The sequence below is a fragment of the Gracilibacillus orientalis genome (assembly GCF_900114645.1).
GTDB classification, from domain to species: domain Bacteria; phylum Bacillota; class Bacilli; order Bacillales; family Amphibacillaceae; genus Gracilibacillus; species Gracilibacillus orientalis.
Genome location: NZ_FOTR01000010.1, coordinates 17,290 through 34,514 on the forward strand (window position 1 = coordinate 17,290; position 17,225 = coordinate 34,514).

Genomic DNA, 17,225 nt, shown 5'->3' on the forward strand with positions numbered 1-17,225 from the left:
GTTTTAGCTTTCCTCCATTTATTTTAGATGATTATCGTTGCTTTTATAGCACCGTTAGAAAAGAATATAATTTTTCCTCAATAGTTAAATAAAATTAATTTGGTTAACCTATAACCGTATAGTGGTACATGGAGATTTTTAGAAGGAATAATTAAGATGAATTTTAATTATGGAAAGGAGTTTGCTATGGATTTAATAGAAATAACGATTAGAATTGTATCTGCATTCCTTGTTCTTTTAATTCTAACTAGAATAATGGGAAGAAAAGAGCTGCGTCAGCTAACATTTTTTAATTTTGTTTCTGGCATTGCAGTTGGTTCGATCGCAGCTTCACTTGTTGTGAATCAGAATTTAGACATCTGGGCTGGGATATATGCTTTAACTGGATGGACCATTCTAACCATCATAATGGGTTTAATTGATATTAAATCAAAGAATGCTCGAGAAGTTATCCAGGGGCAACCGATGATTCTTATTAAACAAGGAAAAATTATGGAAGACGAACTACGAAAGGCCAGATTAGATATCAATGCTTTAAATGCTATGTTAAGAAAGAAAAATGTATTTTCTCTTGCTGATGTTGACTATGCAATTTTCGAAAGTGATGGGACACTCTCTGTAATGAAAAAAGATAGTAAACAGACAATAACAAAAAGTGATATGAATATACAACAAGTAAAAACAGAACCATTTCCCATGTCTACCGAAGTCATTTCTGACGGAAAGGTCAACACGTCAAATTTATCAAAATTAAATCTCGATGAAAATTGGCTTGAAAAACAATTAAAACAAGCTGAAGTTAATTCAATATCCGAAATTTTTTTCGCTGAGATACAAAAAGATGGAACTTTATATATAGACACTAGGGATGATAATATTCCCAAGCAATAATAAAATGCAAGAAGGAATAAGCTCGTTCCTTCTTGCATTCCAAATCATATCAAGAATTTGATGGGTATAAACTTTTAGTTACAAAAAATAAAAAACCACCAATTATGTATTGGTGGAGACGGTGGGACGTGCTCTTCCATGCTTTCGCCATGGCACTGACTATATCTTGAGCCTGCATAGTCTTAACAGGTTCCTCGGCGTATTATACAAAATTTAGATTTACTTTCTTATGACAGAAAGTAGCATTTTGCATCCTAGTACTACCCAAATAAAAGGGCAGTCTATAAGTCGATACACGGCTGTTGAATTACTTCACATACCGCTCGATGTTGCCTTATTACCAAAATGGTAACGTAGGTTTCACCGATAAAGCCGAATTTTCACTCATGTGTTACCACATAAGGCGACTATTTTCTAATCGAACCCACGTCCAAAGATATCGCCACTCAGGCATCTACACGCATAGTCGGTATATTAAGAGTTCGCTAGCTCATCTGCCTACCAACAGGCGTCCGAGTAGCTAGTCTGATTAGTCTCTTCTACCGATCCCCAGACGGAGGATAGTAGCGTAGCCCACTAATGAGTGTGACCCTTCAATCTACCACATGGGCGATGGTAGGAAGGATCCTTCAACAGTGCTTACGCAGCTGCTAAAGAGTAATTGTTTTCTTTGCCAGTTATTATTGGCGTTAACGTTTTACGAGACGTAACCTCGACGCGCAACCTGAGCTCAATCTACCCCTGTCGAATCCGTAACGTCCCCATATAAATATATAAGGGCACACGGACAAGAGCAATCATGCTCTTATTCAATTATAGATGTCCTGCCGATATTCTTATTATAACATAAAACATATGAAATTCAAGATAACTTACTTGGTAATATTTAGCTTAGTCTATCTTTAATTGCTCGATCCATATCTCGTTTTGCCTGTTTCTGTTTCAAGTCTTCCCGTTTGTCATATTTCTTTTTCCCTTTGCCTAATCCAATTAACACTTTAGCAAAGCCATTTTTAATATACACCTTTAACGGGATAATCGAATATCCTGTTCGCTGACTTTCCCCGATTAATCTATCGATTTGCTTACGATGTAATAATAATTTACGGGGACGAGTAGGCTCGTGATTATAACGGTTTCCTTGTTCATAAGCTGAAATGTGCATATTGTTTACGTACGCTTCCCCTTGTCTAATTGTTGCAAAACTGTCTTTTAAGTTGACTCGTCCAGCCCTGATTGACTTAATCTCCGTCCCTTGAAGGACAAGTCCAGCTTCAAAGGTTTCCTCTATAAAATAATCATGATTTGCTTTTTTGTTTTGTGCGATTACTCTTCCATAACTTTTTCCCATATTCCGTTCCTCCTACTGCAACGTAAAGCTATTTTAACAAAAAATCGAGAAACGTGCGAATAGTTAGTAAGAAGTTTATTAACGTGGTTAAATAAAACGATTATTTCATACCTTGAATAGACATTCAGCAACTGGAATATATGAACCTCCTACGGTAGCAATTATCGTCTAAAACGTGGAGACTGAACCATACACCGTGGAAGCGAATATATTCCAGTTGCGTCGTACATATCTTATCGTTAATTATTTCTTCTTTTTACGTCCTTGTTTCTTTTTCTTGCCATTTTCCCCTGATTTCTGTTTTTTTTTAGCTGTCTTCTTCAATTCTCCATTACCACGGTTGGCATTTATGACTTTCCCTGCTTTAGAAGGTCTGTTCTTTCTTGGTAACATTCCGACAACCTCAAAATCAACAGCCCGCTCATCTAAATTGACCTGCGCGACTTTAATCGTGATCGCGTCACCGACTTGAAATACATTACCGGTTCTTTCACCGATCATCGCATAGGCCTTCTCGTCAAAATGATAATAATCATCTGTTAAATAACTTACATGAACAAGACCTTCCACTGTATTAGACAGTTCAACAAACAGACCAAAATTAGTAACTGAGCTGATTACACCTTCATACTCTTCACCGATTTTATCTTGCATGTATTCCGCCTTTTTCAAGTCATCTACTTCACGTTCAGCGTCTACTGCAGCTCTTTCTTTTAGTGAAGACTGTTTGGCAATGACTGGCATTTTATCTTTCCAGTGCTGTCTAGTCTGCTCATCTAATTTATTATCGATTAGATAGGTCCTGATCAAACGATGAACAATTAAGTCCGGGTATCTTCGGATCGGCGAAGTAAAATGGGTATAAAATTCTGTTGCTAAACCGAAATGTCCAATCCCATTTGGATCATATTTCGCTTGTTTCATCGAACGCAACATCAGTTTTGAAATAATCATAACTTCGTCTGTTCCAGCTACTTCATCTAAAACATTTTGTAAAGCTTGCGGATGAATTTCATTCGATGTCCCTTTTACAACATAACCAAATCTTGCAATAAACTCAAAGAATGTTTGCAGCTTAGCAGGGTCTGGATCTTCGTGAATACGGTGAATGAAAGGTACATCCATCCAGTGGAAATGTTCAGCTATTGTTTCATTGGCACACAACATAAACTCTTCTATTAATCGTTCTCCTACTGAACGTTCTCGAATCACGACATCTTCTGCTTTTCCGTCGTCATTAACTAATACCTGTGCTTCTTTAAAATCAAAGTCAATCGCACCACGTCCAAATCGTTTTCCACGTAAAATCTTAGCTAAATCTTCCATCTCCTGAAACATAGGTACTAACGATTCATATCGATCAATTGTTTCCTGATCATTATCCACTAATATTTGGTTCACCGCTGTATAGGTCATTCGCTCCGTCGTTTTAATGACTGCCTGAAATATTTCGTGATTTATTACCTCACCTTTTGTACTAATTTCCATATCACAACCTAATACCAGACGATCAACTTGTGGATTTAATGAGCAAATACCATTGGATAAACGGTGCGGAATCATCGGAATAACTCGGTCGACTAAATACGCACTCGTCCCACGCTCAAAAGCTTCCTTATCAATAGGTGAATCTTCTTTTACATAATGGGTAACATCAGCAATATAAACGCCTAATTTATAATTACCATTATCTAATTTTTTTACTGTTACTGCATCATCTAAATCCTTCGCATCTGCACCATCAATCGTAACGATCGTTTCATCCCGTAGATCACGGCGCCCTTGGATTTCGTCCTCTCTTATTTCCTCGGAAATATTTTCCGCTTGTTCTAGTACTTCCGGTGGAAAATCAATGGCAATACCATTTTTATAAATAATCGATAAAATATCCATGCCTGGGTCATTTTTATGTCCGAGGATTTTCAAAACACTGCCTTCAGCACTCTTCCTACCCTCTGGATATTTTGTGATTTCCACAATAACTTTATGGCCATTTACTGCTCCTTTTGCTTGTCCTTTTGGTACAAATATATCATTTGGTATTCGTTTATCGTCTGCGATAACAAAACCAAATGCACCGTTATCTTCATAAGTACCGATAATTTCTTTCGAATAACGTTCAATGATCCTTACGACGACGCCTTCTGCTCTTTTACCATCATCATCGCGTCGGTCGACACGGACAAAAACCTTGTCCCCATTCATTGCAGAGGCTAGGTCTGCATGATTAATATAAACATCTTCCATCGTTTCGTCATCAGGGAGTAAGAAGGCAAATCCTTTCGCATGCATCTGAATCGTTCCACGGATTAAATTCATTTTTTCCGGTAAACCATAACGATTCTTTCGGGTACGAATTAATTCACCTGATTCTTCCAACATGTTTAAAGATTTCATCAATTCCGTAAACTGATCTGCATCTTCAAGTTCTAAAACCTCTTCTATTTCCTGTACAGATAAAGGCTTGGTAGCATTTTCTTTAAAAAAGTCTAGTATTTGTTGTTGTAGTGATTCCATATCGTCACCTCTTTCACCTTTTTTGTTTAGTATGGCTTTTACCAGTCTATTGATTCTAAAAATGCTGTAACATCTTCATGTACTTGATCTTTTTCCTTACTAAATGTAATAATATGTCCGGCATTTTCATACCATTTAATTTGTTTATTATCCGATTCCACATTTTCATAAATATAATTCGCACTATCTGGATTAATCATTTCGTCATTAGTTGCCTGTACTACAAAGGTTGGGGTGTAAATCATATCCACATTTTCTTTGACACGTGTAATCGATGTCTCAATTTCCCGGAATAGTTCTTTCGAATTTTCAAGTAATTGCTCAACCTCCTGTTCGATAGTGTCGTCGTCTTTTCCTTCTAATTGTTTATATTCTTTGGCAAATTTACGGAAACCAACCGTTAATTGCTTCTCATTGTCAAAGAACATCGGAGAACACATCGTGACAACTGCTTGTAATGGGGTATTACCAGCCAGCCGTAATGCTAATACTCCTCCAAGTGAAAGACCTACTACAGCAATTTTTTGGTAACCTTTGTCTTTTAGATGCTGATATGCTTCCTGGACATCTTCCCACCACTCATCAGCAGTAACTCCGACTAACTCTTCCGGTGACTTACCATGACCACGGTAAATCGGAGCATAACAAGTATATCCTTCACTATTTAAATATCTGCCAAGCATTCTCACATCAGCAGAATGCCCAGTAAACCCATGTAATAATAATACCGCACGATCGTCCCCTTCAAACATGAAAGGTTCTGGTTGCTTCATCTTCATCTCTATGTAAACCCCTTTCGTGAATTTGCACTGTGAAATAAGCACATTATCGCCATTTCTCTTAACTATTAATGTATATTTCCCTTTAAATCCCTTTTACATTCTTTACATCTAAACAAAAACATCCTCTGCACTTTGCAAAGGATGTTATATTGATGCAATATTATTTTGTCCCATTTTTGGATTATAATAAATAAGCAATTGCAAATGTAAGAACAAATAGTAAAACACCAGTTGTAACTGTCCCTCGGTGCAATATAGCATCGACACCTCTTGCTTTTTGCTTTCCAAATAATTGCTCTGCACCACCTGAAATGGCTCCAGATAGTCCTGCACTCTTACCGGATTGTAATAATACAAATACAATTAATACGATAGCATCAATAATTAACAAAGTCATTGCAACGGTTAACATGTTGCAAACCCCCCTTAGACGTACAAATACATACCTACAATGTAGCAAAAAGTATATCAAATAGCAAGAAGTTTTTACTAATTATATACTACTATCCATGATAACATAAACTAAAAGAAGGAGAGTGAAAAGGAATGCTTGAAGAATCTTTTTGGTTTCATACCAATGATCAACACGAGCTTTTCGTAAAACACTGGCAACATACTTCATCACCAAAAGCAATTATTCAAATTGCACATGGCATGGTAGAACACATTGAGCGATACCATGAATTTGCAACATACCTGACAGAACAGGGATTCACTGTATATGGTCATGACCATCGCGGACATGGTAAAACAGGAGAAAACGCAAACTCGCTTGGCTATCTCGCTGAAGAAAACGGGTTTGATCGTGTTGTGCAAGACTGTATCGAATTAACAGAGATGATTGAGAAAAAATATCCACAAACACCTATTTTTCTTATGGGTCATAGTATGGGTTCCTTTATCTGCAGAAGATATATGATGTTAGCACCTAATCATTTAGCTGGAGCTATCCTAATTGGTACAGGTTTTCAACCAAGTGGATTGCTGAAAGTTGCTAAACAGATGGCCAAAACAGTTGGTTACTTCAAAGGCCGCAATACAGAAGCAAAATTAATGAATAAACTTACCTTTTTCGGCTATAACAAACATACAGACAATCAAACGGTTTTTGATTGGATATGTTCAGATCAACAAGAAGTAGAAAAATACACAGAAGATAAATGGTGTGGTTTTACACCTACCAATCAATTTTTTTACGATCTATATACTGGATTACAATGGATTCAATCAAAAGATAAAACCGCCAACATTCCAAAAGATCTCCCATTATTTTTCGTGAGTGGAAAAGAAGATCCTGTTGGACAATATGGAGAAGGTGTTCAAAAAGCCGTCGCATTTTACCGTTCCATAGATATGGAAAACGTTAATTATCATTTATACGAAAAAGGTAGGCACGAAATCTTGAATGAAACTAACAAAAAAGAGGTTTTTCACGATATTGTCACATGGATTCGAAAGCAAATGGCTTGTCACAACTTTACACAATCTTTATAATAAGCATGTTACTTTATTATTTCTCTTGAAATATAACCTAGATAAAGAGTAAAATTAGGTTGTAGTACTATTCAAATATAATTTTATTAGGAGGTTTTTCTTTATGGCAGTAGAAAAAACAGTAACAATTACAGATGAAACAGGTGTTCACGCACGTCCAGCAACAGTATTAGTGAATAAAGCAGGTAGCTTTGCATCTGATATGAACTTAGAATATAACGGTAAATCCATTAACTTAAAATCCATTATGGGTGTTATGTCTCTAGGTATCCCTCAGGGTGCTGAAATCAAAATCGTTGCTGACGGTTCTGATGAACAAGAAGCACTAGATTCAGTGGTTGAGGTAATTAAATCAGAAGGTCTAGGAGAGTAATTCATCCATGAGTCAATTAACAGGTATAGCTGCATCTAATGGAATAGCAATTGCTAAAGCATACAAACTCGCTATTCCAGATCTTTCTTTTGATAAAAAGAAAGTAGATGATACAACAAGTGAAGTCGAGCGTTTAACGAAAGCGTTGGATGTTTCTACATCTGAACTGGAAAAAATCAAAGAGCATGCTCGCGCTTCTTTAGGTGATGAGCATGCGGAAATTTTTTCTGCACATTTACTAGTACTAAGTGATCCTGAGCTCATCAATCCGATCAAGGATAAGATTGAGACTGAACAAGTCAATGCAGAGTTTGCATTAGATGAAACGGCACAAATGTTTATTGAAATGTTCGAAAATATGGAGAATGAATATATGAGAGAACGTGCTGCGGATATCAAGGATGTTACCAAACGAGTAATGGCACATTTATTAGAGGTTTCCTTTCCAAATCCAGCCTTAATAGATGAAGAAGTAATTGTCATTGCTGAAGATTTAACTCCATCTGATACTGCACAATTAAATAAACAATTTGTGCAAGGTTTTACCACCAATATTGGTGGTCGTACTTCTCATTCAGCAATTATGGCTCGCTCTTTAGAAATTCCAGCAGTTGTTGGGACAAAAGCAATTACAGAGCAAGTAAAAGAAGGCGACAACTTAATAGTGGATGGTATTGATGGTAAAGTACTCATCAATCCAACAGAAGATGAAATCAATGAGTATCAACAGAAGCAAGAAGACTATGAAAAACAGAAACAAGAATGGGCTAAACTGAAAGATGAGCCAACTGTTACCAAAGATGGTACACATGTTGAGTTAGTAGCTAACATTGGTACACCAAATGATGTAGAAGGTGTACTCAACCATGGTGGTGAAGGTGTTGGTTTATATCGTACTGAATTCTTATACATGGGTAAAACTGAACTTCCAACAGAAGATGAACAGTTTGATGCTTATAAATCAGTATTAGAACAAATGGGAGACAAGCCTGTAGTCGTTCGTACACTAGATATTGGTGGAGACAAAGAACTTTCATATTTAGAATTGCCAGATGAAATGAATCCATTCCTTGGGTATCGTGCAATCCGTCTTTGTCTAGAACGTGATGATATTTTCCGTACACAACTACGTGCACTTCTTCGTGCAAGTACATACGGAAATTTAAAAATTATGTTCCCGATGATTGCAACATTGGACGAATTCCGTCAAGCGAAGGCTCTTTTACTGGAAGAAAAAGAAAACTTAACAAAAGAAGGAACAGAAGTATCTGATAATATCGAAGTTGGTATTATGGTCGAAATTCCTTCCACTGCGGTTATTGCTCGTCAATTTGCTAAAGAAGTTGATTTCTTTAGTATCGGTACGAACGATTTAATTCAATATACATTAGCAGCTGACCGTATGAATGAGCGTGTAAGCTACTTATACCAACCATACCACCCAGCAATCCTTAACCTTGTCAACAACGTGATTGAAGCAGCACATGCAGAAGGTAAGTGGGCTGGAATGTGTGGTGAAATGGCTGGTGATTCCATCGCAATTCCGATTCTTCTTGGATTAGGTCTCGATGAATACAGTATGAGTGCAACATCAGTCTTGCCCGCTCGTACACAAATGAAAGACCTGTCAAAAGAGGAATTAGCATCTTATAAAGATCAATTGTTAAGCATGGGTACAGCAGATGAAGTAGAAGCATTTATCCGTGAAAAAACAAATCAATAATGGTTAAAACAACGACTCAGAATTTATTCTGGGTCGTTTTCTTACTTCGATACTCCTCTACTATCAACACTTCAGTAGTAAAGCGCATACATAAAAGTCTAACAATTATTTTAATACGAAACGGATTTGATTTCAACAATTGAGGTATAAGGGCAAAGGTACTAATCCTCAAAAAACGGGACGTTTCCCATGCCTCACTTCATCCTTCAGCTTTTACATTTTCCATTTATTTGATCGGTTCATTAACCATAGAAAATATGGAGCTCCGATGATGGCTACAATGATTCCTGATGGTATTTCTTTTGGTACTAATAGAGTTCTACTTAGTACGTCAGCAACCATGAGAACTACGCCACCTAATAATGCTGTAGTGAAAAACAAGTGCTTGTGTGCTGGTCCTAGCATCAAGCGAGCAACATGTGGTGCGATTAATCCGACAAATCCTATCGTACCAACCGTTGCTACACTTGCAGCAGCTACTACAGAAGCTAACAATGCTAAATTAAATCGCGTCTTCCACACCGACAATCCTAACCCTTTAGCCGTGTCATCTCCTAGTGCCAAAGTATGAATTCGATCACTCACTAAATAAACGATTGGAACCAGAATAAGAAGTGGTCCTAATAAATAATAGTTCAATTCAGTCCAACTTGTCGCATAAGTCGTACCCGATAACCAAGTTAATGCAGAGGCTACCGCCATATCTGAACGCACAACCATAATTTGAATCACTGCTGAACCAAACGCTGATACACCAATACCTAGCAGTGCTAACAATGCCGGTTGGAATGCCGCACGATAAGCTAACAACATGACAACTAAAAAGGCAGCAAGCGCACCAATAAATGCTCCTAGTGGAACCCATACAGCTGAAATGGAACCGATATATAGAAACATTAATGCTCCTACACCGGCACCTGATGTAATACCAATCACAGACGGATCAGCTAATGGATTACGTAATACCCCCTGAAAAATATAGCCGCTAATGGCCAACAATACGCCACTTCCTGCCGCTACCAATAACCTTGGCAACCGTAAATCAAGTGCCATATTTTTAATGAATTCATCATTATTTAAAAAGATCGCCTGAAAAGTCTGAACTAATTGTATACCATTGTTTCCAGTAGAAATTCCAACAAAACCCACCAATAAAGCGACAACACTAAGAATGGGGATAATCCATTTTCCCATTGTAGCAGAATTGATTTGTCCAGCTAGTATACCAGTATCCTTGCTACCATAATGCTTGTTTTGTTTGTTCATAATTAACCAGATTAACCATGGAGCACCGATAAACGCTGTAATCGCCCCTACTGGCAATTCGGAAAAACTAGGATCTAACACTCTGGCCAGAACATCAGCACCTAGTAAGACAACTGCTCCCCATAAAAATGAACCTAATATGACAACATAATGCTTTTGAAAGCCCAATAATTTAATAAGATGAGGTGCAATTAAACCAACAAACCCAATTGGACCTACAACACTGACTGTAACTGACGTGAGAAAAACAGCAAGTATTACAGTAACCATCCTTGTTCGCTGTACTTTTTGCCCTAAACCAGTCGCCACTTCTTCTCCCAATTGAAACAAATCTAATGTTTTCGAGATAAATAATGAACCAATAAGTCCCATTATGATAAAAGGTAATGAGAATTGCACACCTTCCCAGTTATTTTGCACCAGTGTTCCTGCTCCCCATAAAAAAAGGCCAGCGGTTTCATTTTCAAAAAAGATCTGTAATAGCGAAGTGAAGGCTGAGAACATCATGGTAATAACCATGCCTGCTAAGACCATTTTGACAGGATTCGAATTAGCAACACCTGCTAATGTGTAAACTAAAATCGCAGTTAAAATACCTCCCAGGAATGCGACCAGTAAGCCACTCCATCCACTTGTTGCAGAGATAAATACACTTGCAAATACTACTGCAAAATACGAGCCTGAATGGATCCCCAGTGTACCAGCAGATGCTAATGGATTCTTTGTTATTGTTTGCAAAAGCACACCAGATACCGCTAAAGCACCACCCGCCAAGATCCCTATAATCGCTCGTGGCATTCGCAAATAACGAACGGTATGGTGCTCTAACTGATTTTCTGGCATAAAAATCGCATGGATGATTGTAGATGGCGCGATTGATACACTTCCTTGATTCATATGTATAAAAAATAATAAAAGCAAAAGGACGGTTCCGCCCCCGAAGGTCAGAACCGTTCTTCCTATATAACTCTGTTTTGACATCATTTTATCACTTCTCTTGTAATATTGCTTCTTTAATTTGATTTGCAAAAACTTCTGCAGACAACGGACCACCAAATGTCCATGTATCACCCGGTAATCTATATGTTCTATCTTCTTTTACAAATGCAAGCTCTTCCCATGCCGGATTGCCTGCCAATTGATCACTAAAAACATTGTCATCTTCCTGAACAATATAGAAGAAATGTGCATCTTGTGCTGTTTGTAATGACTCTACACTAGTTTCATCAAATCCGTATAGTTGGAATTCTTCTGACTGATAGGCATTATCCAAACCGATATTAGTCATAATCTCCGTAGCCATCGCATTATCTTTAAATAAGCGTATAACAGGGGTATTCTCAGAACTGAACGCTTGAGATAAAACAAAGTCAGTATTCTCAATTCCAGCATTAGCAATTTCTGCTTCCGTATCCTGATAGGTTTGATCTAGGTCAGCTAAAATTTCGTCTGCTTGCTCTTCTTTCTGCACAAGTTTCCCCATTTCTTTGAAGGTAGCTTCCATTTCCTCATACTGTGTACCTTCTCCTTCTTCAGGATATGAATTATAAGCCAATGTCGGAGCAATGTCTTTTAAACTGTCAAGGATTGCTTCATGGCGAGAATTTGAAGTAATAATTACATCTGGATTTAAAGCGTGAATTGCCTCTAAATTTGGCTCCTGACGGGTACCTACATCTTCTACGTTTTCACCTAGTTCAGGCTCAATATTTACCCAAGATTGGTACCCTTCAATATCTGCCATCCCGACAGGTTGTACACCTAGTGCCAATAAATCCTCAGCATACACCCACTCTAGGACTACAATACGTTCTGGAACTTCTTCAAACGTTTGCTCACCATATATATCAGATACGGTAATGGAACTATTTTCTTCTGCAGATTCATCTTCTGTATTTGTTTCTTCCTGGTTTTGCTCTTTTTCTGTTGTCTCACTGTCGTCAGTTCCACAAGCAACAGCGAATACACTCACGAATAAACCAATGAATAATAACAGTAAACTCTTTTTCATATAAAGATTAGCCCCTCTCTTATGTATTTTCTAATTGAAAAAGATTATCAATTGCAACAATAATTATATTACATGCCTGCTAGCAGTCTGTCAAGTAGATTTCTGTTTCGGTTTAAGTACTGATCTAATTGTACTTGGCATTAAACTCATGCATGGAGGGGCAGAATATTATTACATATAAAAAAGACCTTCAACCTATGTATCTTGAAGATCTTTTGGTTTTATAGCTTTGCAATTATGATATTAAAGCCTTTCCCTAGATGAATCGTTCTCCAATTTTGCTGTCTATGCCAAAATTCAGACCCTTAGCATACCACGGAATCCCCTGGCACCATAATAGGATTCTGCTCCATTGTGGTACACAAAGACAGTATCGTAGCGACGATCACAAAATAGAGCTCCACCGAGTTTTCTAATATTAGCAGGTGTTTGCACCCAGCTAGATGTTTTCAAATCGACATTATCAAGTTTCTGCAATTCGCGGTATTTTTCTTCTGTTAAAAGTTCTATGTCCATAGCAGTAGCCATATCAATAGCGCTATTTTCTGGTTTGTATTTTTTTCTTGACTCCAGCGCTTCCCTGTCATAACAAACACTTCTACGGCCTTTAGGACTTTCTGCCGAACAATCATAAAAAAGGTATTCGCCCTGCTTCTTATCATGATCAACAACATCCGGTTCACCGCCAGTTCTTTCCATTTCATGGAGTGACCAAAGTTTTTCAGTATTAGCTTCTAGCTTTGCTTGAACTTTAGCCCATTCAAGACCATCATGACGGTGCATGTTCTTTTCAAAACGGTCCTTCAATACTTCGAGTATTTCTTCACGTTGTTCTAGTGATAACTCCTTATTTTTCTTTGTCATATTAGTTTCCTCCTTATTATTTTTACTAATAATAGTTAACGACTAACTGTCAATTAGTTGACAAAAAACACCTCAATATTAAATAACTTTCTATTAATTATACATAAAATTTTATAAATATAAAAGCGAGTGGTGGGGACGGATGGTTGAAGTACTTTAACAGCGCATTCGATCTATTTATTTAACATAAAAACCCCCTATTCATTGTGATTTAATCACATGTAAATAGGGGGGTTCCGTAATAAATAGTTGTATGTCTTAATTCAGTGTATGACTAAATTTCGAACTCACAAACATGTTGTGTACAACCTAACTCAATTTTTTTCTGTTTGTATCATTAGTTGTTTAGGTTGTAGAATGCTGTTTTTCCAGCGTATTTTGCTGTGCCTACTAGTTCATCTTCGATACGTAGTAGTTGGTTATATTTAGCAACGCGGTCTGTACGGGATGGAGCACCTGTTTTAATTTGACCAGCGTTAGTTGCAACAGCGATATCCGCGATTGTCGCGTCTTCTGTTTCACCAGAACGGTGAGAAATAACCGCAGTGTAGCCAGCGCGTTTCGCCATTTCGATTGCTTCAAATGTTTCTGTAAGTGTTCCGATTTGGTTCACTTTTACCAGGATAGAGTTCCCTACACCTTGCTCAATACCTTGAGCTAGACGCTTCGTATTAGTTACAAATAAGTCGTCCCCAACTAATTGTACACGGTCACCGATACGGTCAGTTAAAAGCTTGTGACCTTCCCAGTCGTTTTCATCTAAACCATCTTCAATAGACACGATTGGATATTTGTTGATCATTTCTTCATACCAAGCAACCATTTCTTCAGAAGTACGAACAACGCCTTCTCCTTTAAGGTTATACTTGCCATCTTCATAGAATTCAGAAGATGCTACGTCCATTGCAAGCTTCACTTCTTCTCCTGGCTTGTAACCAGCAGCTTCGATTGCTTCAATGATAGTAGAAAGAGCTTCTTCGTTTGATTTTAAGTTTGGTGCGAAACCACCTTCGTCACCAACACCAGTGTTGTAGCCTTTTCCACTTAAAACTTTTTTCAAGTTGTGGAATACTTCAGCACCCATACGAAGTGCTTCACGGAATGTTGGTGCACCTACAGGCATGATCATAAATTCTTGAATATCTACGTTGTTATCTGCATGCTCCCCACCATTTAAGATGTTCATCATTGGTGTAGGAAGAGTAGTTGCATTGAATCCGCCTAAGTAAGAATATAACGGTACACCTAGGTAATCAGTTGCTGCATGTGCTGCTGCCATTGATACGCCAAGGATTGCATTCGCACCAAATTTTCCTTTGTTTTCTGTACCGTCAAGTTCTAATAAAAGTTGATCAATAACAACTTGGCGAGTTACGTCGATACCTAATAATTCAGGTGCAATTAATTCATTTACGTTTTCTACTGCTTTTAATACACCTTTTCCTAGGTAACGATCTTTGTCACCGTCACGTAATTCTACTGCTTCGTGCTCACCAGTAGATGCGCCACTTGGAACTAGTGCAGAACCGAAAGCTCCTGCTTCAGTAAAAATTTCAACTTCAATTGTTGGGTTACCACGGGAATCTAATACTTCGCGTGCATAAACATCTGTAATGTAAGGCATAATGTAAAATTCTCCTTTTTATAAAAAATTATTTTTGAATAAGGCTGTCGCCTGTCATCTCTTTTGGTTTTTCTACTTGTAATAAATCTAATAATGTTGGCGCCAGATCGGCTAAAATTCCGCCATCACGTAATTGAACACCATCTTTTGTCACAATGACTGGTACTGGATTGGTTGTATGAGCTGTCATCGGATCACCGTCAGGCGTTACTACTTCATCAGAGTTACCATGATCAGCAGTAATAATAGCTTGGCCACCTTTTTCAGTGATTTTGTCGACAATTTTACCAAGACACTCATCAACGGTTTCAATGGCTTTCACAGTGGGTTCTAACATACCAGAGTGGCCAACCATGTCAGGGTTAGCAAAGTTTAAAATGATCGCATTTGGCTCATCTTTATCCAATTCCTCTAGTAACGCGTCCGTTACTTCGTAAGCACTCATTTCTGGTTGCAAGTCATATGTTGCCACTTTAGGTGAATCGATTAGAACACGTTTTTCGCCAGGGAATTCTTGTTCACGTCCCCCACTCATGAAAAAGGTAACGTGCGGATACTTTTCCGTTTCGGCAATACGTAGTTGTTTTAGATCATTTTGTGCTAATACTTCACCTACTGTATTGTCTAGATTGACTGGCTCATATGCCACATAACCATCCACTGTTTCACTAAAGTTTGTTAAGCAAACGAAGTGAATATTCTTTGGTGGTTGGTCACCACGGTCAAAGTCACGGAAATCATCATTTGCAAACGTACGTGAAATTTGAATTGCACGGTCTGGACGGAAGTTATAGAAAATCACAGAATCTTCATCTTGAATCGTAGCTTTTGGCTCACCATGGTCATCTGTAATCACTGATGGGATGACAAATTCATCATAAATTTCGTTTTTATAAGAATCTTCTACAACTTCGAACGGATCCGTATATTTAGGTCCTTCTCCATGTACCATGGCATCATAAGATTTTTTGACACGATCCCAACGATTATCACGATCCATGGAATAGTAACGTCCGGAAATGGTTGCAAACTCTCCAACACCATATTCCTTCATTGTCTCTAAAGCTTGTTCAATATAAATTTTTGCTGATTTCTGATCTACATCGCGACCGTCTAAAAAGGCATGTACATATACTTTTTTAAGCCCTTTATCTGCAGCAAGCCTTAATACAGCATACATATGCTTGATATGACTATGCACACCACCATCAGACAGCAGACCAAAAACGTGCAGAGCTTTGTCGTTATTTTTTGCATGCTCTACTGCATTTATTAATACTTGATTTTCAAAGAAGTCGCCCTCTTTAATTGATAAATTAACACGAGTTAAACTTTGATACACAACACGACCTGCACCAATATTTAAATGACCTACTTCTGAGTTCCCCATTTGACCCGCTGGAAGACCAACTGCTTCCCCTGAAGCTGTTAATTGACTTGTCGGGTATTGATTCCAGTAACGATCAAAGTTTGGTGTATTAGCTTGTTTAACTGCATTGCCTTTTTCTTCGTTTCTTATCGCATAACCATCAAGAATGATCAATGCTGCTAGTCGATTTTGACTCATTTAGAACCAGCCTCCACTAGCTGTAAGAAAGAATCAGCCTCAAGACTTGCACCACCTACTAATGCGCCATCGATATCCGATTGTGCTAATAATTCGTCTACATTAGCTGGTTTTACACTTCCACCGTATTGAATACGAACAGCATCTGCAACTGCTGCAGAAACTGCATCTGCTACGACTTCACGGATATGTGTACAAACTTCATTTGCTTGTTCAGAAGTAGCTGTTTTACCTGTTCCAATTGCCCATATTGGCTCATACGCAATAATCGATTCTTTTACTTGGTCTTCACTCAGACCTTCAAGAGCTGCTTTAACCTGAGTTTCTACAACACTTTTTGTTTCGTTCGCTTCACGTTGATCTAGTGTTTCCCCAACACAAATGATTGGAGTTAAATGATGAGCAAATGCAGCTTTCGCCTTTTTGTTCACTACTCCATCTGTATCATCAAACATTTCACGACGCTCAGAGTGTCCAAGTACTACATATGTTACTCCGATATCCGCAAGCATACTTGGGCTTACTTCTCCTGTAAATGCACCACTTTCTTCAAAGTGCATGTTTTGAGCAGCGATTTCTAAGTTAGTTCCTTTTGTTTTTTCTACTAATGTTGGTAAGTAAGGAAAAGGCGCACAAACTACAGATTCCACTTTGTCTTTACTAGCCACTTTGTCTTTTGTATCCTCGACAAACTGAACAGCTTCACCTAGCAGTTTATTCATTTTCCAGTTACCTGCAATTACTTTTTTACGCATGTTCATC

At 37.9% G+C, this 17,225-nt stretch carries 14 protein-coding genes and 1 other RNA gene; 4 read left to right on the plus strand and 11 right to left on the minus strand.

The window, feature by feature from the left end; all coding sequences use genetic code 11:
* Window positions 1-186 precede the first annotated feature (186 nt).
* On the plus strand, window positions 187-891 hold the full coding sequence (locus tag BM121_RS16375; RefSeq protein WP_091484963.1) for a DUF421 domain-containing protein: 705 nt from the start codon (window positions 187-189) through the stop codon (window positions 889-891).
* 415 nt (window positions 892-1,306) lie between these two features.
* Here BM121_RS16375 and ssrA read toward each other — a convergent pair.
* The 5 genes from ssrA to secG all read right to left on the minus strand — a co-directional run bounded on the left by ssrA (window position 1,307) and on the right by secG (window position 5,953).
* Window positions 1,307-1,646: a transfer-messenger RNA gene (gene ssrA, locus BM121_RS16380) on the minus strand.
* A gap of 131 nt (window positions 1,647-1,777) precedes the next feature.
* A complete protein-coding gene (gene smpB, locus BM121_RS16385; RefSeq protein ID WP_091484747.1) occupies window positions 1,778-2,242 on the minus strand; it encodes an SsrA-binding protein SmpB in 465 nt (154 codons plus the stop codon).
* Between the two features lie 243 nt (window positions 2,243-2,485).
* A complete protein-coding gene (rnr, locus tag BM121_RS16390) occupies window positions 2,486-4,759 on the minus strand; it encodes a ribonuclease R (RefSeq protein ID WP_091484749.1) in 2,274 nt (757 codons plus the stop codon).
* 38 nt (window positions 4,760-4,797) lie between these two features.
* On the minus strand, window positions 4,798-5,538 hold the full coding sequence (locus BM121_RS16395; RefSeq protein ID WP_091484750.1) for an alpha/beta hydrolase: 741 nt from the start codon (window positions 5,536-5,538) through the stop codon (window positions 4,798-4,800).
* Window positions 5,539-5,722: 184 nt separating this feature from the next.
* Window positions 5,723-5,953, minus strand: coding sequence for a preprotein translocase subunit SecG (secG, locus tag BM121_RS16400; RefSeq protein WP_091484752.1), 231 nt, complete (start codon window positions 5,951-5,953; stop codon window positions 5,723-5,725).
* A gap of 134 nt (window positions 5,954-6,087) precedes the next feature.
* Here secG and BM121_RS16405 point away from each other — a divergent pair, with 134 nt between their 5' ends.
* The 3 genes from BM121_RS16405 to ptsP all read left to right on the plus strand — a co-directional run bounded on the left by BM121_RS16405 (window position 6,088) and on the right by ptsP (window position 9,131).
* Window positions 6,088-7,035, plus strand: coding sequence for an alpha/beta hydrolase (locus BM121_RS16405; RefSeq protein WP_091484753.1), 948 nt, complete (start codon window positions 6,088-6,090; stop codon window positions 7,033-7,035).
* A gap of 103 nt (window positions 7,036-7,138) precedes the next feature.
* A complete protein-coding gene (locus tag BM121_RS16410) occupies window positions 7,139-7,408 on the plus strand; it encodes a phosphocarrier protein HPr (protein WP_091484755.1) in 270 nt (89 codons plus the stop codon).
* Between the two features lie 7 nt (window positions 7,409-7,415).
* Entirely contained in the window at window positions 7,416-9,131 is a 1,716-nt protein-coding gene (gene ptsP / locus BM121_RS16415; protein WP_091484756.1) for a phosphoenolpyruvate--protein phosphotransferase, read from the plus strand.
* 213 nt (window positions 9,132-9,344) lie between these two features.
* On the opposite strand, the gene BM121_RS16420 is transcribed toward ptsP, so the two are convergent.
* From BM121_RS16420 to tpiA, 6 genes are all read right to left on the minus strand, one after another.
* Complete coding sequence (locus BM121_RS16420; RefSeq protein WP_091484965.1) at window positions 9,345-11,378, minus strand: iron ABC transporter permease; 2,034 nt, start codon at window positions 11,376-11,378, stop codon at window positions 9,345-9,347.
* Between the two features lie 7 nt (window positions 11,379-11,385).
* A complete protein-coding gene (locus BM121_RS16425) occupies window positions 11,386-12,408 on the minus strand; it encodes an ABC transporter substrate-binding protein (protein ID WP_091484758.1) in 1,023 nt (340 codons plus the stop codon).
* Window positions 12,409-12,705: 297 nt separating this feature from the next.
* A complete protein-coding gene (locus BM121_RS16430) occupies window positions 12,706-13,272 on the minus strand; it encodes a DUF4256 domain-containing protein (RefSeq protein WP_091484760.1) in 567 nt (188 codons plus the stop codon).
* A gap of 337 nt (window positions 13,273-13,609) precedes the next feature.
* Window positions 13,610-14,896 (minus strand): phosphopyruvate hydratase, encoded by a 1,287-nt coding sequence (gene eno / locus BM121_RS16435; protein ID WP_091484762.1) that lies wholly within the window; start codon window positions 14,894-14,896, stop codon window positions 13,610-13,612.
* Window positions 14,897-14,924: 28 nt separating this feature from the next.
* Window positions 14,925-16,463: a 2,3-bisphosphoglycerate-independent phosphoglycerate mutase gene (gpmI, locus tag BM121_RS16440; protein WP_091484764.1), complete on the minus strand. Its 1,539-nt coding sequence runs from the start codon at window positions 16,461-16,463 to the stop codon at window positions 14,925-14,927.
* On the minus strand, window positions 16,460-17,218 hold the full coding sequence (gene tpiA, locus BM121_RS16445) for a triose-phosphate isomerase (RefSeq protein ID WP_091484765.1): 759 nt from the start codon (window positions 17,216-17,218) through the stop codon (window positions 16,460-16,462). Before tpiA ends, gpmI begins: the two co-directional genes overlap by 4 nt.
* Window positions 17,219-17,225 lie beyond the last annotated feature (7 nt).